Below are 18,643 nucleotides of genomic sequence, written 5' to 3'. Positions count from 1 at the left end.
TTGGGGAAGGGTCAGGCGGCGCCTTTGGCGGCCGCGTTCTGCAGCGAAGCAAGGTAGGCATCGAGCTGCGCGTAACTGTCGGCCATGCCCGAGGTCATGCCGGTGCCGAGCGCGCCGTCGCGCGCGGCCTGCGATGCGTAGAGGATCGTCTGTGTCAGCAGCGTCTTGCCGTCGACCTCGGTGAAAGCCACGGTTCCGAGCGTCTCGCCGCCGGTCCAGTCGTCGTCGAACAATTCGCTGGCCACGATCAGGCTTGGCCGGACGATCTCGCGATAGGTCGCGCTCATGCCCATCGCCTGGCCGTCCCGATGACGCCACACGTAGCGCGCCGCTCCGCCCACCCTGAGGTCGATCTCGCACAGCTCCAGCCGCCAGCCGTCCGGACCATGCAGCCAGCCCTTGAGCAGCTCCGGGACAGTCCAGCAGTCGAACACCATCGGCCGCGGCGCGTCGAAGACGCGGGTTACGCGAACCTCCCGATCGCTGGGGGTTGTAATGGTCAGCGTCGCCACGGTGGAACCCGGCAGTCTCGTGGTGCTCATTGAATGTCCTCTTCGTGTTCGCTTGCTCCAAGGACGTCCGGCCGGGCGACGGTCCGACACGCCTGCTATTTTTCTGATCAGGCCGTGCCATAGGCCGCATACGTCCGGCTTCGGCTATTGTTCCGTCTCGCCCGGGTTCTTGCTGGCCTGCAATGCGCCCAACAAGGCGTCGAGCCGCTGGAAATTGCCTTCCCAGATCTTGCGGTAGCGCTCCAGCCACTCGGTGGCCTCGGCCAGCGGTTTCACTTCGAGCCGGCACGGCCTGCGCTGCGCGTCGCGGCCGCGCGAGATCAGGCCTGCGTTCTCGAGCACTTTGAGATGTTTCGAGATCGACGGCTGGCTCATGGCGAAAGGCTCGGCAAGTTCCATCACCGAGGCCTCACCCTCGATCAACCGAGCGAGAATGGCGCGCCGCGTCGGGTCGGAAAGCGCCGCAAAGGTAGTGTCGAGTTGGTTCATGTTAGATAGCCAAAAGGTTATATGCCTAAATGGCTATATACAAATCGATCCCGACGGTCAACCAGCTTCCTGGCGCAGTGCAAAATGGTGGTCATGCCGGATCATGGCCGCTATAACCCCTGCCGACTAAAGTTTGAGCGCCGCCCGCCGCGCATCGGCGTGGCCAGCCAGCAAGGACAATTCGATGCCTGCCTATCGTTCCCGCACCACCACCCATGGCCGCAACATGGCCGGCGCCCGCGGCCTATGGCGCGCCACCGGCATGAAGGATTCGGATTTCGGCAAGCCGATCATCGCAGTAGTCAATTCCTTCACCCAGTTCGTGCCGGGCCACGTGCATCTCAAGGACCTTGGTCAGCTCGTCGCGCGCGAGATCGAAAAGGCCGGCGGCGTCGCCAAGGAATTCAACACCATCGCCGTCGATGACGGCATCGCCATGGGTCACGACGGCATGCTCTATTCGCTGCCGTCGCGCGAACTGATCGCCGATTCCGTCGAATACATGGTCAACGCGCATTGCGCCGACGCGATGGTCTGCATCTCCAATTGCGACAAGATCACGCCCGGCATGCTGATGGCCTCGCTGCGCCTCAACATCCCGACCGTCTTCGTCTCCGGCGGCCCGATGGAAGCCGGCAAGGTGGTGCTGGCCGGCAAGGCGCAGGCACTCGATCTGGTCGACGCCATGGTCGCCGCCGCCGATGACAAGATCTCCGACGAGGACGTCAAGGTCATCGAACGCTCGGCCTGCCCGACCTGCGGCTCGTGCTCGGGCATGTTTACCGCCAATTCGATGAACTGCCTGACCGAGGCCCTCGGCCTGTCGCTGCCCGGCAATGGCTCGACGCTGGCAACGCATGCCGACCGCAAGCGCCTGTTCGTCGAGGCCGGCCATCTCGTCGTCGATCTCGCCCAGCGGTATTACGCGCAGGAAGACGAGACAGCGCTTCCGCGCAGCATCGCCTCCAAGGGCGCTTTCGAGAACGCCATGGCGCTCGACATCGCTATGGGCGGTTCGACCAACACAGTGCTGCACATCCTGGCCGCCGCGCACGAAGGCGATGTCGACTTCACCATGGAAGACATCGACCGGCTGTCGCGCAAGGTGCCGGTGCTGTGCAAGGTGGCGCCCGCCAAGTCCGACGTGCATATGGAGGACGTCCATCGCGCTGGCGGCATCATGGCGATCCTCGGCCAGCTCGACGCGGCCGGCCTGATCAGCCGCGACCTGCCGACGGTGCACACGGCAACGCTTGGCGAAGCGCTCGACCATTGGGATATTTCGCGCAGCTCGGCCGAGAATGTGCGCGAGTTCTTCCGCGCCGCGCCCGGCGGCGTGCCGACCCAGGTGGCCTTCAGCCAGGACCGCCGCTGGGACGAACTCGACACGAATCGCGAGACGGGTGTCATCCGCTCGGCAAAGACGCCGTTCTCGAAGGACGGCGGCCTCGCAGTGCTGAAAGGAAATCTGGCGCTCGACGGCTGCATTGTGAAGACCGCCGGCGTCGATGAATCGATCCTGAAATTCACCGGCCCGGCCCGGGTCTTCGAAAGCCAGGACGCTTCCGTCAAGGCGATCCTCGGCAATGAGATCAAGGCCGGCGACATCGTCGTCATCCGTTATGAAGGGCCGCGTGGCGGCCCGGGCATGCAGGAAATGCTCTATCCGACCAGCTATCTGAAGTCGAAAGGCCTAGGCAAAGCCTGCGCGCTGATCACCGACGGTCGCTTCTCCGGCGGCACGTCCGGCCTGTCGATCGGCCACGTCTCGCCGGAAGCCGCCGAGGGCGGCGCGATCGGCCTGGTCCAGGAAGGCGATACGATCGAGATCGACATCCCCAACCGCACCATCCGGCTTGCCGTCAGCGATGCCGAACTCGAAGCGCGCCGTAAGGCGATGGCAGCGAGGGGCGCGGACGCCTGGAAGCCGGCGGAAAAGCGCAAGCGCAAGGTGACGACCGCGCTGCGCGCCTACGCCGCCTTCGCCACCAGCGCCGACAAGGGCGCGGTGCGGAAAGTGCCGGAGTAAACTAGGCTCCCCCTTCTCCCCTTGTTTGTGGAAGAAGGTGTCGCCGAAGGCGACGGATGAGGGGTGTTGGAAGGATCGCGACAATGAAGAAAAGGGCGCTTGAAGCATCCTATTCTTCAACGCCTCGTTTCTTCCAACACCCCTCATCCGTCTCGGCGCTGCGCGCCGATCCACCTTCTCCCACAAGTGGAGAAGGGGAAGTCGGCGCTACGGCATCAGCTGATATTCATAGAGCTTCTGGTAAAGCCCGCCCTGCTTGAGCAGGGTCTTGTGCGGGCCGCTCTCCTGCACCTTGCCCTTTTCCAGCACCACGATCGTATCAGCCTGATGCACCGTCGACAGCCGGTGCGCGATCACGATCGTCGTGCGGCCGACGGTGAGCTGCTGCAGCGCGTCGCGGAACAGCGCTTCAGACTCGGCATCGAGCGCGCTGGTCGCCTCGTCGAGCAGCAGGATCTCGGCGTCGCGCAGCATGGCGCGCGCGATCGAGATGCGCTGGCGCTGGCCGCCGGACAGCAGCGAGCCGTTCTCGCCGACCTCCGTCTCATAGCCCTTGGCCATGGCGCTGATGAACTCATGCGCGTTGGCGGCCTTGGCAGCGGCGATCACCTCCGCGTCGGTGGCGTCCTCGCGACCGAGGCGGATGTTGTGCATGACAGTGCCGGCGAACAGGAACGTATCTTGGCTGACATAGGCGATCTTGCGCCTGAGAGAATCGAGCGTGGCGAAGGAAATGTCCTGGCCGTCGAACAGCACCCTGCCGGTCTGCGGGTCATACATGCGCATGATCAGGTTGAGGATCGTCGACTTGCCGCTGCCCGACGGCCCGACCAGCGCCGTCATTTTGCCGGCCGCCAATGTCAGGTTGAGGTCTTCGAACACAGGCGGGCTTTCCGGATAGGCGAAGCTGACATTGTCGAAGCGGATTTCACCTGGGCCTGCTTGCAGCGGTTTGGCGCCCGGCTTTTCGGCGAGCGTCAGGGGCCGGTCGGCGAGCTGGAACATCATGCGCACGCCGACGATGCCGGTCTCGAGCGAGATGCGCACCCGCGCCAGGCGCTTTGCCGGCTCATAGGCCAGCAGAAGTGCTGCGATGAAGGCCATGATGTTGCCCGGCATCTGGCCGCCCTGCAGCACCAGGAGGCCGCTGACCAGCACGGCGCCGGCGATCGCCAGGCCGGCCAGCGTTTCCATCACCGGGCTGGTGGCGGCCTCCAGCGTCGCGATGTTGTTGGCGCGGGTTTCGACGTCCGACACCGCCTTGTGCATGCGCTTGCGCATCGCGCCTTCGAGATTGAAGGATTTGACGACGCGCACGCCGATCGCCGTTTCCTGCATCACGTGCACGATCTGGCCGAGCGAGATGAACTCCATCGCCGCGATCTTGCGCACGCGCTTCAGGATGCGGTTGACGCCGTAAATCGCCACCGGCCCGACGACAAAGCAGATCAAGGACAGCGCCGGCTGTTGCCAGACCATGACCCCGACCAGCACGATCAGCGTCACCAGGTCGCGCACATAGGAGGTAACGACGAGGTCGAGCACACTGCGCGCGGCCTGCGCATTGTTGGTCATGCGGGCGATCAGCTCGGATGACGACGTCGAATGATAGAACTCGATGCCCTGCGCCAGGATGCGATCGTAGATCTTGCGCTGCCGGTCGGCGATGATGGCGTTGCCGACCCGGCTCATGAAATAGGCCTGGACGAAGCTGGCAAGGCCCTTGAGCAGGAAGATCGCCGCGACCCCGGCCGCGATCAGGTTGACGCGGTCGAGCCTTTTGAAGACGACGAATTCGTTGGTGATCTCGCGCAGGATCCAGGCGCTGGCGCCGGTCATAGCGGCCACCACCAGCATCGACACTATGGCGGCGCCATAGCCGAATTTATGATCGTGGAACGACTCCCTCACCAGCCTCGCGATGAGGCGCTGGTTTTCCGTCGAGCGGAAGAAACGAAACAACGGCCGATCCTGTGTCTGGCTGCACGAATTTCGGATTCGCCACGAGAGCGCGAGGCGGCTTATAGAGCGAGTTGCGGCGCGATGGAACCTTTCGGCGGCCGGGCAAAGAAAAGGCTGCTTCAGGCTGTCTTTTCGGCCACGATAGGCGCCGATTCTTGGAAGGGGTGACGACAGATGGATTTCGACCTCATCGTGCGGGGCGGCACGCTGCCGGATGGCAGGATTGCCGATATCGGCATTGCCGGCGAGACCATTGCCGCGATCGAGCAGAAACTGCCGGGCTCCGCGCCGACCGAGATCGACGCGCGCGGCAATCTGGTCTCGCCGCCCTTCGTCGATCCGCATTTCCATATGGACGCCACACTCTCCTACGGTATCCCGCGCATCAATGCGTCGGGCACATTGCTCGAAGGCATCGCGCTCTGGGGTGAGCTGAAGCCGCTGCTGACGCATGAGGCGGTGCGCGAGCGCGCGCTCGCCTATTGCGACTGGGCCGTGTCGATGGGGCTTCTCGCCATTCGCAGCCATGTCGATATCTGCGACGACCGGCTGCTCGCGGTGGAGGCGTTGCTCGACGTCAAGAAGACTGTCGCGCCCTATATCGACCTGCAGCTGGTGGCGTTTCCGCAGGACGGCCTCTATCGCTCGCCGACGGCGCGCGAAAACACCATCCGCGCGCTCGACATGGGCGTCGACATCGTCGGCGGCATTCCGCATTTCGAGCGCACCATGGCCGATGGCACCCGCTCGGTGACGGAGCTTTGCGAGATTGCCGCCAAGCGCGGCCTGATGGTCGACATGCATTGCGACGAGACCGACGATCCGCTGTCGCGCCATATCGAGCAGCTCGCGTACGAAACCCAGCGCCTCGGCCTGCAGGGCAGGGTGGCCGGCTCGCATCTGACGTCCATGCATTCGATGGACAATTACTACGTCTCGAAGCTGTTGCCGCTGATTGCCGAGGCTGGCGTCTCGGCCATCCCCAACCCGCTGATCAACATCATGCTGCAGGGGCGCCACGACACGTTCCCGAAGCGGCGCGGCCTGACCAGGGTTAAAGAGATGCAGGCACTCGGCATCCGCGTCGGCTGGGGCCAGGATTGCGTGCTCGACCCGTGGTATTCGCTAGGCACCGCCGACATGCTCGACGTCGCCTTCATGGGCCTGCACGTCGCGCAGATGTCGAGCCCGGCCGACATGGCGCGCTGCTTCGACATGGTCACCAACGTCAACGCCGCCATCATGGGCCTCGATCATCTCGGCCTTGCGGTCGGCAAGCGGGCGAGCCTCGTCGTGCTCGACGCCGGCAACCCGATCGAGGCCGTGCGCCTGCGCCCCGAACGCCTCTGCGTCATCGCCAGGGGGAATGTGGTGGCCGAGCGGATCCGGCAGGAGACCAGGCTGTCGATCTCGGGGCGGCCCTCGCAGGTGAACCGCCGGCACAAAGCCGGCTAGAACCAGCCGATTCCCGCTGCTGGTCTCACCGATCGGCTGAATTTCCCTCGTCAAACCGGCGGTGTGGAGCTAGGGAGCCGCATGGTTCAGACCGTCGCCCGCAATTTCACGATCAGGAATGTCCTGCTCGCCGGCATCCTTTTGATGCTGGCGGGCGATTTCATGTTCGCGCTCAACGACGCGATGGGCAAATGGCTGGTCGCCTCCTTCTCGGTCGGCCAGGTGGTGCTGATCCGCTCCATCGGCGCCTTCATCGTGCTCGGCCCGATGATCGCCAACCAGGGCGCGGGTAGGCTCTTTCACATGGAACGGCCGCTTCTGCAGGTCCTGCGCGTCGTCGCCACCACCACCGATACCGCGCTTTTCTACGCCGCCGTCGTCTACCTGCCGCTTGCCGACGTGATGAGTTTCTATATGGCCGGGCCGATCTATGTCGCGGCGCTGTCGCACCTGCTGCTTGGCGAAAAGGTCGGCTGGCGGCGGTGGCTGGCGATCCTGATCGGCTTCTGCGGCGTGCTGATCATCCTGAAGCCGTCCTCGGCCGCTTTCTCCATGTCTTCCGGCTTCGCGCTGGTCGGCAGCATCGCTTTCGCCTTCGCCATCATCCTGAGCCGTCTGCTACGCGGCACCAGCGACACGACTTTGGTCACCTGGCAGACCATCGGCACGCTGCTGGTCGGCGGCGTACTTGCCGTCGGCGCCTGGCGCACGCCATCGGCGCTCGATTTTGGCGCCATGCTCCTGCTCGGCGTCGTCTCCTGTGCCGCCCATCTGATGATCACAAGGGCGCTGAAGCTGGCGCCGGCCTCGACGCTGGCGCCGCTGCATTACAGCCTGCTTCTTTGGGCGATCGTCTTTGGCCTGGCCTTCTTCGGCGACGTGCCGAGCCTGCGCATCTTGATCGGCGCTGCCATCGTTGTGCTCGCCGGCCTGTTCATCTTCCACCGCCAGAAGGTGGTGGAAACCGAAGTGCCACCGGAGAACGTGCCGAAGGGCGTCAATTAGACTCGGGCCACCTCGCCCCAGCCTTCCGTCCACAAAGTATTTTGCAGTGCAAATCGCCTATTGGGTGCAATCTACGATTGATTCCGGCGGGGTAGGCAGGATATCCATAGCTCCCGAGATTGGGGTGTTGGGGGAAATCATGGGCAGTTTTTCGATATGGCATTGGCTGATAGTTCTAATCCTTCTCGGCTTGCCATTGTTGTTTGTCTTGAGGGCGCCGCCAGCCGGCGTCAATCGTTTTGGTGACACGCCACCGTCAATGAACTTCGGTGAAGCGATTGCAAGCTTTTTCCGAAACTATGTGAACTTCTCCGGCAGGGCCAGCCGCTCGGAGTTCTGGTATTCCTACCTCTTCATTGTCATCGTCGCCGTTCTTATGGGCATAGTCGATATCTTTGTAGGAAACGAAGCCGTCTCGTCGCTTTGGAATCTGGCCGTTCTTCTGCCGACACTTGCCATGACCGCGCGCCGTCTGCATGACGTCAACAGAAGCGGCTGGCATCAGCTGCTTGCGGGATTCTTCCCCATCGGCAGTATTGCGCTGCTCATCTGGTATTGCAAAAAGTCCGACGAAGCAGGGTCGTTGAACGAGATCCAGAGGGTGTTCAGGTAGAGCGCCGGCTCTAGCCCAGGCGCACTGCCGCCAAATGGCCTGAGAATTCCGCCGTCTCCATCAGCATCTTGCAGCGGGCGAAGCGGCCATCGGCATAGGCACGGAAATCGTCGACCGGATTGTCGTTGGCAAGCTGGATCAGCCCCCACAGTGTCCATAAGAGGTCGCACATCGCCTTGTAGATGACGACGCGCCCGCGCTCGGCCGGTCGCGCCTCGCCGCCGAAATAGGCGCGCATCAACTCCTCGTCCTGGGCTTCATTGAACTTGCCCTCGACGGAGAGATCGCCGAGATCCCACAGCGGATCGTTCATGCCGGAATATTCCCAGTCGACGATCCACATCCGCTCGCCGGTATCGAGAAAATTCTCGCACAGCGGATCGCAATGGCAGGCGGCGAGCTCGATCGGGTGCGCATCAAGGGCGGCGCGCACGCTGCCCGCCTCGCGCACGACGTCATGGTAGCCCGCGGGCAGCGCCACATCCTTGGTCGAAAGGACCTTGAGATAGTCGTCGATCATCGCGAACAGTTCGAAGCGGAAGGGAAACACCGCGCCCGACCTGTGCAGCTTGCGGAAGGCCTCGCCCGCGCGGGCCGCGCTCCCCTTGCGCGTTTTGAACTTCTCCGGCGACATCGTCTCGGCGCCGGCGATGAAGCGCGTCGCCATGCGGCCGGTTTCCGGATCGGCATAAAGCACTTCGGGGCTGACGCCGGCCTTGGCCGCCTCTCGCGCCGCCACCGCCTCGTTGGCGCGATTGATATACTCTTCCGTGCCTTTGCCGGGAATGCGCAGACACACGTCGCCTGCTCTGTAGACCATGTTGGTCAGGCCGCCGAGCCGCTCCAGCGGTCCATCATAGCCCGCCAGGACCGGAACGGTTGCCAGCGCCGCGCGCAAATCGTCGGTCACGTCGTGTCCCCTTCACGCCATTTGTCGCGGGACTGACGGTTCCACAATTTTGGCGGCTTGGCTATCATCCGTTGAACGAGAGTCGGGCGGCGGGAGCAGCAATGACAGACGGCAGGCAAAACAGCGCGCTGGGCGCCGCTTATGCGGCGAAGCGGCCGGAGGAAGTCGCCGCGATCTATGACAGCTGGGCGGACACTTACGACGCGGACATGTCGGCCGCCGGTTATCGCCACCCGACGATCTGCCTGGCGCTGCTTGCCCGGCATTTGCCGCGCGGCGCCGAACCCCTGCTCGACGCCGGCGCCGGCACCGGCCTGATCGGCGAATGGCTTTCCATCACCGGCTATCCGAAGGTCGAAGCGCTCGACATCTCGCAAGGCATGCTGGACAAGGCCGGCGCCAAGGGCGTCTACACGGCGCTGCATCGCCTGGCGATGGGCGACGCTCTGCCCTTCGCCGACGGCGCCTATGCAGGGATTATTTCGGCGGGCGTCTTCACCTCCGGCCATGTCGGGGTCGAGGGCCTGGACGAACTGATCCGCATCTGCCGTTCCGGCGGTGTCATCGTCTTGACGGTCAAGAACACGCTTTGGCAGGCCGGCTTCGCCGAGCGGATCGCCGAGCTCGAAGCGCGGGGCCGACTGACACGCGTCGAGGAAACGCGGCCCTATGCCTCGATGCCCGGCGAAAGTGATACCGTTCCGAGCCGGGGCCTGGTGCTGCGCGTCAACTGACCGGCCCGGCGGTCAGGCCTTTATCTTCGCGCCGGCCGGGTCGTACATCGCCTCGAGATGGATCTTTGCCGCCGTACGTTCCATCGCCACCACCAGTTCGTAATCGCCGGAGGCGAGGAGCTCGTCGCTGACGCCATCGGCGTTGCGCACATAGCCGTAGCCGATGTTCTTCTCCACCGTGTAGCCGTAGCCGCCGCTGGTCAGATACCCGACCGGCTCGCCATTGCGCAGGATCGTCTCGCGCCCGACCAGCACGATCTCCGGGTCGTCCACCGAGAAGCCGGCAAAGCGTTTCGTCAGCGGCTTGCCGGCCGCTTTCTCCAGCGCCCTGCGCCCGACGAAATCCGTGTTCCTGCGAAGCTTCACCGCCCAGCCCAGCCCCGCCTCCAGCGGCGTGTCGTTCGGCGTGATGTCGGAGCCCCAGGCGCGGTAGCCTTTTTCCAGTCGAAGCGATTCCAGCGCCCGGTAGCCGACCGGGCGAATGTCATGCGCCTTGCCCGCCGCCATCAGCGCGTCGAAAACCTCGCCGGTGGCGGCGATCGGCACATGCAGCTCCCAGCCAAGCTCGCCGACATAGGTGACGCGCAGCGCCTTCACGCTATGGCCGGCGATCGCGATCTCGCGCGCATGGCCGAAAGCGAAGGCCGCGTTCGAGACGTCGGCATCGGTCACCGCCGACAGCACGTCGCGGGCGCGCGGGCCCATCAGCGACAGCGTGCCGTACTCCTCCGTGACGTCCTTCAGCCTTGCGTCGAGGCCGGCGCCGATATGGTCGCCTATCCAGGACAGGTCATGCGTGCGAAAGCCGGTGCCGGTGACGATATAGAACCTGTCCTCGCCGAGCCGCGATACGGTGAGATCCGCCTCGATGCCGCCGCGCGTGTTGAGAAGCTGCGTGTAGGTCAGTCGCCCAACCGGCTTGTTGATGTCGTTGGCGCAGATCCAGTCGAGCGCCTTCAGCGCATCGGTGCCGGTCAGCTCATATTTGGCGAAGGAGGACTGGTCGAAGATGCCGACCTTTTCGCGCACGTGCCGGTGCTCGTCGCCGACCGGGCCGAACCAGTTCTGCCGGTCCATCGAATAGACGTCCTCGGCGGCCGCGCCGTCGGGCGCGAACCAGTTCGGTCGCTCCCAGCCGAGCTTGGAACCGAACACGGCGCGATGTTTCTTCAGCCGCTCATAGAGCGGCGAGACGATGCGCGGCCGTCCGGTCAGATATTCCTCATGCGGGAAGCCGATCGTGTAATGCTTGCCATAGGCTTCCAGCGTGCGGTCGCGGACCCAGTCGCGGTCGCGATGCAGGCCGGAGAAGCGTCTGATGTCGACCACCCAAAGGTCGAGCGGCGCCTCTCCGTCGACCACCCATTGCGCCAGCACCCAGCCGGCGCCGCCGCCGGATGCGATGCCGAAGGCATTGAAGCCGGCGCCGACGAACATGTTGGCGCATTCGGGCGCCGCGCCGAGGATGAAATTGCCGTCCGGCGTAAAACTTTCCGGGCCGTTGATCATCTGTTTGACGCCGACGGTTTCCAGGGCAGGAACCCGCGCGATCGCCTGCGTCATATGCTGTTCGAAATGATCGTAATCGTCGTCGAACAGGCGGAATTCCCAGTCGTTGGGCACATCTCCTGTCGTCCAGCCCTGCGGGTTCGGCTCATAGCCGCCCATCACCAGCCCGCCGACCTCTTCCTTGAAATAGGTTCGCCGATCCGGGTCGCGGATCGTCGGCGCGTCGGTCGCGAGGCCCGCTATCTTCTCGGTGATGATGTATTGGTGCTTGACCGGCTGCAGCGGCACGTTGATGCCGGCCATCGCGCCGACCTGGCGTGCCCATTGCCCGGCGCAGTTCACCACCTTGTCGCAGTCGATGTTGCCCTTTTCGGTCTTCACCGCGGTGATGCGGCCCTCTTTCATGTCAAAGCCGGTGACGCGCACGTCCTCGAACAGTTTCGCGCCATGCATGCGCGCGCCCTTGGCGAGCGACTGGGCGATGTCGGAGGGGCTTGCCTGCCCGTCGGTCGGCAGCCACGAAGCGCCGACCAGGTCGCCGGTCTCCATCAGCGGCCACATGCGCTTCACCTCGGCCGGCGACAAGAGCTGCATGTCCATGCCGAAGCTCTTGGCCGTCGTCGCCAGCCGCTTGAACTCGGTCCAGCGGTCGGCGTTCGTCGCCAATCGAAGGCATCCGGTCATCTTCCAGCCGGTGGCCAAACCCGTCTCGGCCTCGAGCCCCTTGTAGAGCTCGACCGAATATTTGAGCACGCGCGTGATCGAGGCGGACGAGCGCAACTGCCCGACCAGCCCTGCGGCGTGCCAGGTCGAGCCTGAGGTCAGCTTGCCCTGCTCGAGCAGCACCACGTCGGCCTTGTGGTCGCGCGCCAGATGATAGGCGGTGGAACAGCCGATGATGCCGCCGCCGATGACAACGATCCCGGCATGACTGGGCAAGGTCATGACTTTGGTCCGTATTTCGTCCGGTAGTTCTCGAGCGCCGCATCGAGTCGCACGAGGTTCTCCTCGGTATAGGCGACGTAGTCGATACCGGGCGCGTCGAGATAGAGTTCGGAGACCATGCTCCACATCGCTTCGCGCAGCAGCGAGGCGCATTGCATGGCGGCGTGCGAGCGGCGGATTTCGGTGTCCGGCTCCTTCATGAAATAGGCGGTCATGAAGGCGAAGGATTCGTCATCACTCATGCCGGCATTCGAGGCGACGCCGGCAAGGTCGAACATGGCCGTGTTGAAACCGGCATATTCGAAATCGATCAGCCACAGCCGCTGGCCGTCGTCGAGTATATTGGCCGGCAAAAGATCATTATGGCCGAAGACGATCGGCAAAAGCTTCTGCGCCCGCTCGAGCTCGTCGGCGAGCGAAAGGTAACGCGGCAGCTGATCCTTCTTACGGCTGCCGCCTTCGTCCAGCGTGCGGGCATAGTCGCGGATGACGTGGAACACCCAGAACATGAAGCCGGCGCCGGACACATGGTTCGGCATCTCGCGATGGAAGCCGCGCAGCAGTGCCGCCACGCGGCCGAGATTGGCGCGCACGTCCTCGCCGAGAAAGGTCTTCGCCCCGAGAAACGCCGTCACCAGAATGCCGGGCTCGGAATAGTGGACGGCAGGCGCGAATCCAGCCGCATGCGCGGCCCGCGCCGTCATCACCTCGCGCTCGCGGAAGACATGGTGGAACGGGAAGTCCTGGCCCAAGCGCACGACATGCTGCCCGGCGGCGTCGGTGACGATATAGTTGGCATTGCTGAGGCCGCCCGGCAGCGGCGCGATCTCGATGCTGCCGCTCCAGCACGGCAGGGCGCGGATGCGGTCCTCGGCACTCACGGCTTTGCTCCGGCCCAAGCCGGTCCTCCGGAAAACAGCGATGGGACAGAGCAAAAGAGCCTCGTCGGTGCGAGACGCCAGGATCGGTATCCCGCACCGCACCGACGAGCCCCTTGGCCAGGTTTAGGAGCCCGGCATCCGCCCCCGCGGATTCGATAAAGGCCCGCGTCTGGCTGTTTCCAGACGATCTGGTCACTAGGTTGCGGCTCTGCCATTACCCTCCCGCTAGCAGTTCCGACCCTGTCCCTTGCAACCACTCTCATGCCGTGGCGGCGGAACTGTCAATCAAAAGCTGTGACCTTTTTTGGGTGTTTTGCCCGAAAATATAAGCAACTTCTTTCAAAGCGTTGTCAAAGCCTTAAATTCGGTCAAAATTCCGGACATCCATGATGATCCACTCGAAACGGCATGGCGCGATCCTGCGCATCCTCAAGGAGGAGGGCACGATCACCATAGCCAGCCTTGCCGAACGTCTCGGTGTCTCGCTGGAAACAGTGCGGCGCGACGTCAGGCCGCTCGCCGATGACGGCTCGGTGCTGAAGATGCACGGCGCCGTGGGACTTGCCTCGATGGTGGGCGAGGCGCCGTTCGAGCGGCGCATGCGCGAGAATGCCGAAGCCAAGCGCCTGATCGCCAGGATGGTCGCGGCCACCATCCGCGATGGCGAGGCGATCATGCTCGACACCGGCACGACCACGTCCTTCCTGGCGCGTGAGCTGCTCGGGCACCGCCGGCTGACGGTGGTCACCAATTCCTCCGACATTGCTCGCACGCTGGCGACGGTGAACGGCAACAAGGTCTATATGGCCGGCGGCGAGCTGCGCAGCGATTCAGGCGCGGCCTTCGGCATTTCGGCAATCGAGTTCGTGAGCCGCTTCTCGGTCGATCATGCGGTGATCTCGATCGGCGCGGTTGACGCCGTCGCCGGCCTGACCGACTATGATCTGGACGAAGCGGAATTCGCCCGCATGGTGCTGTCGCGCGGCCAGCGCTCGCTGGTCATCACCGACCACACCAAATTCGGTCGCCAGGGCCTGGTCCGGGTCTGCGGCTTCGACGGCTTTTCCGAGCTTGCCACCGACCAGCCGCCGCCGCATGACGTCGCCGCCGCGCTGAGCCAGGCTGGCGCGCGGCTCAGCATAGCGGCGGCCTAACGCAACAAAGCCCTTCTTTCTTTCCCGGTCGTGCCGGTGTTTAGTCCGGCCATGGCCTTCACCATCCGTCAGTTGCAGTTCTTCGTCGCCGTCGCCGAGCAGGGCACCGTCTCGGGCGCCGCGCAGAACCTGTCGATTTCGCAATCATCGGTCACCGAGGCGATCAAGGAGCTGGAGAGCGATCTCGGCGTCGAGCTGTTCGAGCGCCATCCGCGCGGCTTGAACATCACCCATAAAGGCCACCAGTTCCTGCGCCACGCGACCAAGATCCTGGCCGATGTCTCCGACGCGCGCCGGTCCTTTTCCAGCGACCAGGCCGTCGCCGGCGGCCGCCTGCAGCTCGGCGTAACCTCGCTGGTCGCCGGATATGTGCTGTCCGATCTGCTTGCGCGCTACCGCCGCGCCTATCCGGGCGTCGAGGTTTCGGCCATCGAGGACAATGGCGACTATCTCGAGCACCTTCTGGTCGGCGGCAAGCTCGACATTGCCGTCATGGTCACGTCCAATCTGCGCGACCGCACCGCATTGCAGTCGGAAATCCTGGAAGTCTCGGCCTACCGGCTGTGGATCCCGCTCAGCCACAGGCTGGCCAGCGCCGACATCATCTCGATCGGTGACATCGCGTCCGAGCCGCTGATCATGCTCACCGTCGACGAGATCGAGGAGAACACCGGCAAGCTTCTGTCGGCGATCGGCGCCAGGCCGCATGTCGCTTTCCGCACGCGTTCGGTGGAAGCGGTGCGCAGCCTGGTGGCCACCGGCGCCGGCGTGGCGCTGCTGCCGGACCTCGTCTACCGACCGTGGTCGCTGGAAGGCGACCGTATCGAATCGCGCGATATTTCCGGCTCGCTGCCGGTGGTCCAGGTCGGCATGGTCTGGCGTCGCGGCTCCAGCCTGCCGCAGTCGGCGCGCGACTTCATCGGCCTCGCGCAGTCGCAGCGCATGGTCCGCCGCTGAAGCAATTTCAGGAAAAGTGTGAAACGGTCGGCTTGAACTCGTAGAGTGCCGGCAGCGATCGATGAGGGCAACTGAAAGCGAGGTCCGCCATGCCGCAATCCGCGCAGCCAAACACACAGCAAGCCGCTCTCTGGAACGACGCCAGCGGAAAGGCCTGGGTCGAGATGCAGCCGATCCTCGACGGCGTGCTGGCGCCGTTCGAGAGCCTGGTGGTGGATGCCGGCTACCCCGGGGAAGGGGGCAACGCCCTGGACATCGGCTGCGGCGCCGGCGCCACGACCCTGGCGATGGCGCGCCGCGTCGGCAGTGGCGGCCAATGTGTCGGGCTCGATATCTCGCGGCCGCTTGCGGGTGGGAGAGGTGGCAAACGCGAGTTTTGAAGTGGGCGACGCTCAGCAATATACGTTCGAATCCGGACGCTTCGATGCCGTTGTCTCGCGCTTTGGCGTCATGTTCTTCGACGATCCCGTGGCGGCGTTCAACAACATAAGTCAGGCCGCGATGCGCGGTGGCAAGCTCGCCTTTGTTGCTTGGCGGAGTCCGCGCGAGAATGATTTCATGACGACCGCCGCGCGAGCGGCAGCACCTTTCCTGCCGCCCGCACCCGCGCCAGACCCCGAGGCGCCGGGGCAGTTTGCCTTCGCTGACGGCGCCAGGGTGAGGCGGATCCTTGAGGCGAGCGGCTGGTCGTCGATCAAAGTCGAACGGGCGGACGTCCCGTGTCAGATCGCTGAGGATCATCTGATGACATATGCGACCCGCCTGGGACCGGTCGGCGCTGCGCTGCGCGAGCTTGACCGGGCAACGGCCGAAAAGATCACCGCAGCCCTGCCTGCTGCATTCGCGCCTTTCGTGACAGACGGCAAGGCTGATTTCATTGCCGCCTGCTGGCTGGTCACGGCGCTGGCTTGAAGGCGTTTGATATCGGAAAAACCGATATCGGCTTTCTGATAAATGAATTTGCGAAACCTGATTTTTCACAGCACTTTTTGCCCCAGGGAACAAAGCCGCGCCCTGAGAGCGCTGCTGACAAGGCAAGACACGCCCTGTCGTTTTTGAGTCTGCGCATGATCCTTCCTGAAATCGGACCGGTTTCGGGGTCATGCGCCCAAATGGGGAGATCGATGATGAATGCATTCCTGAAGTCGTGCACGGCGCTGACTGTCGCGCTGACTTTTTCCGGTCAGGCCGTGGCCCAGGTCAAGGAAATCGGCAAGGGCGAGGGCGAGGTCAACATCGTTGCCTGGCCAGGCTATATCGAGCGCGGCGAGACCGACAAGAACTATGACTGGGTGACGGCTTTCGAGAAGGAAAGCGGCTGCAAGGTCAACGTCAAGACTGCCAACACCTCTGACGAGATGGTCTCGCTGATGAACGAGGGCGGCTTCGACCTGGTCACCGCTTCGGGCGATGCATCGCTGCGCCTCGTCGCGGGCAAACGCGTGCAGCCGATCAACACCGATCTCATCCCGAGCTGGAAGACCGTCGACGACCGCCTGAAGGACGCGCCCTGGTTCACCGTCGACAAGGTGCATTACGGCGTTCCCTACCAATGGGGCCCGAATATCCTGATGTACAACACCGACGTCTTCAAGGAAGCACCCAAGAGCTGGAACGTCGTCTTCGAGGAGATGAAGCTGCCCGACGGCAAGTCGAACAAGGGCCGCGTCCAGGCTTATGACGGCCCGATCCACATCGCGGATGCCGCCAACTACCTGATGTTCCACAAGCCGGAACTCGGCATCAAGGACCCCTACGAGCTCAATGAAGACCAGTACAAGGCGGCGCTTGAGCTGCTGCGCACCCAGCGCACGCTGGTCGGCCGCTACTGGCATGATGCCGCGATCCAGGTCGACGACTTCCAGAACGAGGGCGTGGTTGCATCCGGCTCCTGGCCCTATCAGGTCAACACGCTGGTCGCCGCCAAGAAGCCCGTCGCCTCGACCGTGCCGGAAGAGGGCGTCACCGGCTGGGCCGACACCACAATGATGGAAGCCGACGCCGCCCATCCGAACTGCGCTTATAAGTGGCTCGAGCACTCGCTCTCGCCGAAGGTCCAGGGCGACGTCTCGGCCTGGTTCGGCTCGTTGCCCGTCGTGCCCGCCGCCTGCAAGGGCAATGAGCTGCTTGGCGACGAAGGCTGCAAGACCAACGGCTACGACAATTTCAACAAGATCAAGTTCTGGAAGACGCCAGTGTCGAAATGCGCCAGCCAGAACGACCAGTGCGTGCCCTATTACCGCTGGGTGTCGGACTATATCGGCGTCATCGGCGGGCGGTAACGCTCTTTACCCTCCCCCTGTGGGGAGGGTCGACGCGCAGCGTCGGGGTGGGGGCTGTCTGATCGGTTCGCGCCAGTCACCCCCACCCGCGGCTTCGCCGCGACCTGCCTCATCGAGGGGGAGGTAGGGCGTCGCGCATCCCCACTAAACCGGCAACGAAACAAACAGGCCCATGACCTCTGCCGTTTCCTTCAAACAAGTCTCGCGCCATTTCGGCAGCGTGCGCGCCGTCGATGCGGTCGATCTGGAGATCGCGGCGGGCGAGTTCTTCGCCATGCTGGGCCCGTCCGGCTCCGGCAAGACGACATGCCTTAGGCTGATCGCCGGTTTCGAGCAGCCGACGGCCGGCTCGATCTCGATCTTCGGCGAGCGCGCCGAAGGCGTTCCGCCCTATCGCCGCAACGTCAACACCGTGTTCCAGGACTACGCGCTGTTCCCGCATCTCAACGTGCTCGACAACGTCGCCTACGGCCTGATGGTCAAGGGTGTCGGTAAGACCGAGCGGCTGAAGGCGGCGGAAGAGGCGCTGTCGCTGGTGCGTCTGCCCGGCTACGGCACGCGTCGCCCCGGCCAGCTTTCCGGCGGCCAGCGCCAGCGCGTCGCGCTTGCCCGCGCGCTGGTCAACCAACCCAAGGTGCTGCTGCTCGACGAACCGCTCGGCGCACTCGACCTCAAGCTGCGCGAGAACATGCAGGAAGAGCTGAAGTCGCTGCAAAAAGTGCTCGGCATCACCTTCGTGTTCGTCACCCACGACCAGGGCGAGGCGCTTTCCATGGCCGATCGCGTCGCCGTCTTCAACGACGGCAAGATCATGCAGGTCGGCACGCCGGAAGATATCTACCAGCGGCCGAACACGCGCTTCGTCGCCGATTTCGTCGGCTCGTCGAACGTGCTGCCGCCCGATTTCGTGCAACGCTATTCCGGCCAGCATCGCTGGGGCAGCCTGCGCCCGGAATCCATCCGCGTTTCAAGCGCGACCAGTGGCGACGGCGTTGCCGCGCGCCTGGTCGGCACCAATTATCTCGGCGCCACCACGAGGCTGGCGCTCGATGCCGATGGGCTGAGGCTGCATGCGGTGGTGCCGGCGGGAACGTCGCTGCCGGCCGAGGGCGAGGCGGTGATGCTCACCTTCAATCGCGACAGTCTGCACCTGATGGACGAGCCGGCATGACGAAGGTTTGCGCGAGGACGAAGGATCGCGGCCTC

The 18,643-nt window shown here is 64.1% G+C and carries 17 protein-coding genes; 11 read left to right on the top strand and 6 right to left on the bottom strand.

Translation table 11 applies throughout. The features are described from left to right. Nucleotides 1-11 precede the first annotated feature (11 nt). Both EN869_RS21780 and EN869_RS21775 read right to left on the bottom strand, forming a co-directional pair. Entirely contained in the window at nt 12-542 is a 531-nt protein-coding gene (locus tag EN869_RS21780; protein ID WP_245489461.1) for an SRPBCC family protein, read from the bottom strand. 114 nt (nt 543-656) lie between these two features. Beyond that, the gene (locus EN869_RS21775; protein ID WP_127227763.1) at nt 657-1,001 is read right to left on the bottom strand and encodes a metalloregulator ArsR/SmtB family transcription factor; all 345 of its coding nucleotides are present in this window, start codon (nt 999-1,001) and stop codon (nt 657-659) included. 184 nt (nt 1,002-1,185) lie between these two features. Between EN869_RS21775 and ilvD the strand changes: the two genes are divergently transcribed. Further along, nucleotides 1,186-3,030, top strand: a complete 1,845-nt coding sequence (gene ilvD / locus EN869_RS21770; protein WP_127227762.1) for a dihydroxy-acid dehydratase — start codon at nt 1,186-1,188, stop codon at nt 3,028-3,030. A 207-nt stretch (nt 3,031-3,237) separates the two neighbouring features. Here the strand turns inward: ilvD and EN869_RS21765 are convergent, their stop codons facing one another. Next, nucleotides 3,238-4,992 (bottom strand): ABC transporter ATP-binding protein, encoded by a 1,755-nt coding sequence (locus EN869_RS21765; RefSeq protein ID WP_127227761.1) that lies wholly within the window; start codon nt 4,990-4,992, stop codon nt 3,238-3,240. 174 nt (nt 4,993-5,166) lie between these two features. Here EN869_RS21765 and EN869_RS21760 point away from each other — a divergent pair, with 174 nt between their 5' ends. The 3 genes from EN869_RS21760 (at nt 5,167) to EN869_RS21750 (ending at nt 8,065) form a co-directional block, all read left to right on the top strand. Further along, nucleotides 5,167-6,447 (top strand): amidohydrolase family protein, encoded by a 1,281-nt coding sequence (locus tag EN869_RS21760; RefSeq protein WP_127227760.1) that lies wholly within the window; start codon nt 5,167-5,169, stop codon nt 6,445-6,447. A gap of 81 nt (nt 6,448-6,528) precedes the next feature. Beyond that, a complete protein-coding gene (locus EN869_RS21755) occupies nt 6,529-7,452 on the top strand; it encodes a DMT family transporter (protein ID WP_127227759.1) in 924 nt (307 codons plus the stop codon). Nucleotides 7,453-7,591: 139 nt separating this feature from the next. Further along, nucleotides 7,592-8,065, top strand: coding sequence for a DUF805 domain-containing protein (locus EN869_RS21750; protein ID WP_127227758.1), 474 nt, complete (start codon nt 7,592-7,594; stop codon nt 8,063-8,065). A gap of 10 nt (nt 8,066-8,075) precedes the next feature. On the opposite strand, the gene EN869_RS21745 is transcribed toward EN869_RS21750, so the two are convergent. Beyond that, a complete protein-coding gene (locus tag EN869_RS21745; RefSeq protein WP_127227757.1) occupies nt 8,076-8,975 on the bottom strand; it encodes a phosphotransferase family protein in 900 nt (299 codons plus the stop codon). Between the two features lie 101 nt (nt 8,976-9,076). Between EN869_RS21745 and EN869_RS21740 the strand changes: the two genes are divergently transcribed. Continuing rightward, entirely contained in the window at nt 9,077-9,709 is a 633-nt protein-coding gene (locus EN869_RS21740) for a class I SAM-dependent methyltransferase (protein WP_127227756.1), read from the top strand. Nucleotides 9,710-9,721: 12 nt separating this feature from the next. On the opposite strand, the gene EN869_RS21735 is transcribed toward EN869_RS21740, so the two are convergent. Next, on the bottom strand, nt 9,722-12,163 hold the full coding sequence (locus EN869_RS21735) for an FAD-dependent oxidoreductase (RefSeq protein WP_127227755.1): 2,442 nt from the start codon (nt 12,161-12,163) through the stop codon (nt 9,722-9,724). Then, entirely contained in the window at nt 12,160-13,044 is an 885-nt protein-coding gene (locus EN869_RS21730; RefSeq protein ID WP_127227754.1) for a phosphotransferase family protein, read from the bottom strand. Before EN869_RS21730 ends, EN869_RS21735 begins: the two co-directional genes overlap by 4 nt. A 389-nt stretch (nt 13,045-13,433) precedes the next feature. Between EN869_RS21730 and EN869_RS21725 the strand changes: the two genes are divergently transcribed. From EN869_RS21725 to EN869_RS21705, 6 genes are all read left to right on the top strand, one after another. After that, nucleotides 13,434-14,198 (top strand): DeoR/GlpR family DNA-binding transcription regulator, encoded by a 765-nt coding sequence (locus EN869_RS21725; RefSeq protein WP_127227753.1) that lies wholly within the window; start codon nt 13,434-13,436, stop codon nt 14,196-14,198. 51 nt (nt 14,199-14,249) lie between these two features. After that, entirely contained in the window at nt 14,250-15,155 is a 906-nt protein-coding gene (locus tag EN869_RS21720; protein WP_127227752.1) for a LysR substrate-binding domain-containing protein, read from the top strand. A gap of 89 nt (nt 15,156-15,244) precedes the next feature. Next, a complete protein-coding gene (locus tag EN869_RS35125) occupies nt 15,245-15,535 on the top strand; it encodes a methyltransferase domain-containing protein (protein WP_245489462.1) in 291 nt (96 codons plus the stop codon). Further along, nucleotides 15,516-16,067 carry a methyltransferase domain-containing protein gene (locus EN869_RS21715; RefSeq protein ID WP_245489463.1) on the top strand — a complete coding sequence of 184 codons (552 nt, stop codon included), beginning with the start codon at nt 15,516-15,518 and terminating at the stop codon, nt 16,065-16,067. Before EN869_RS35125 ends, EN869_RS21715 begins: the two co-directional genes overlap by 20 nt. A gap of 215 nt (nt 16,068-16,282) precedes the next feature. Then, nucleotides 16,283-17,437: an ABC transporter substrate-binding protein gene (locus EN869_RS21710; RefSeq protein WP_127227751.1), complete on the top strand. Its 1,155-nt coding sequence runs from the start codon at nt 16,283-16,285 to the stop codon at nt 17,435-17,437. 172 nt (nt 17,438-17,609) lie between these two features. Continuing rightward, complete coding sequence (locus EN869_RS21705; RefSeq protein ID WP_127227750.1) at nt 17,610-18,608, top strand: ABC transporter ATP-binding protein; 999 nt, start codon at nt 17,610-17,612, stop codon at nt 18,606-18,608. The last annotated feature ends 35 nt before the right edge of the window (nt 18,609-18,643 follow it).

The organism is Mesorhizobium sp. M2D.F.Ca.ET.226.01.1.1 (genome assembly GCF_004022705.2).
Taxonomy (GTDB): Bacteria; Pseudomonadota; Alphaproteobacteria; order Rhizobiales; family Rhizobiaceae; genus Mesorhizobium.
The sequence above is the reverse complement of the archived record's forward strand: the minus strand, read 5'-3'. Positions and strand labels throughout refer to the sequence as shown.

Bases quoted from the DNA above. Each gene is read 5' to 3' on its own strand.
- EN869_RS21725 (WP_127227753.1), top strand. From the start codon at position 13,434: ATGATCCACTCGAAACGGCATGGCGCGATCCTGCGCATCCTCAAGGAG.
- EN869_RS21775 (WP_127227763.1), bottom strand. From the start codon at position 1,001: ATGAACCAACTCGACACTACCTTTGCGGCGCTTTCCGACCCGACGCGG.
- ilvD (WP_127227762.1), top strand. From the start codon at position 1,186: ATGCCTGCCTATCGTTCCCGCACCACCACCCATGGCCGCAACATGGCC.
- EN869_RS21740 (WP_127227756.1), top strand. From the start codon at position 9,077: ATGACAGACGGCAGGCAAAACAGCGCGCTGGGCGCCGCTTATGCGGCG.
- EN869_RS21760 (WP_127227760.1), top strand. From the start codon at position 5,167: ATGGATTTCGACCTCATCGTGCGGGGCGGCACGCTGCCGGATGGCAGG.
- EN869_RS35125 (WP_245489462.1), top strand. From the start codon at position 15,245: ATGCCGCAATCCGCGCAGCCAAACACACAGCAAGCCGCTCTCTGGAAC.
- EN869_RS21755 (WP_127227759.1), top strand. From the start codon at position 6,529: ATGGTTCAGACCGTCGCCCGCAATTTCACGATCAGGAATGTCCTGCTC.
- EN869_RS21705 (WP_127227750.1), top strand. From the start codon at position 17,610: ATGACCTCTGCCGTTTCCTTCAAACAAGTCTCGCGCCATTTCGGCAGC.
- EN869_RS21710 (WP_127227751.1), top strand. From the start codon at position 16,283: ATGAATGCATTCCTGAAGTCGTGCACGGCGCTGACTGTCGCGCTGACT.
- EN869_RS21750 (WP_127227758.1), top strand. From the start codon at position 7,592: ATGGGCAGTTTTTCGATATGGCATTGGCTGATAGTTCTAATCCTTCTC.
- EN869_RS21720 (WP_127227752.1), top strand. From the start codon at position 14,250: ATGGCCTTCACCATCCGTCAGTTGCAGTTCTTCGTCGCCGTCGCCGAG.
- EN869_RS21780 (WP_245489461.1), bottom strand. From the start codon at position 542: ATGAGCACCACGAGACTGCCGGGTTCCACCGTGGCGACGCTGACCATT.
- EN869_RS21735 (WP_127227755.1), bottom strand. From the start codon at position 12,163: ATGACCTTGCCCAGTCATGCCGGGATCGTTGTCATCGGCGGCGGCATC.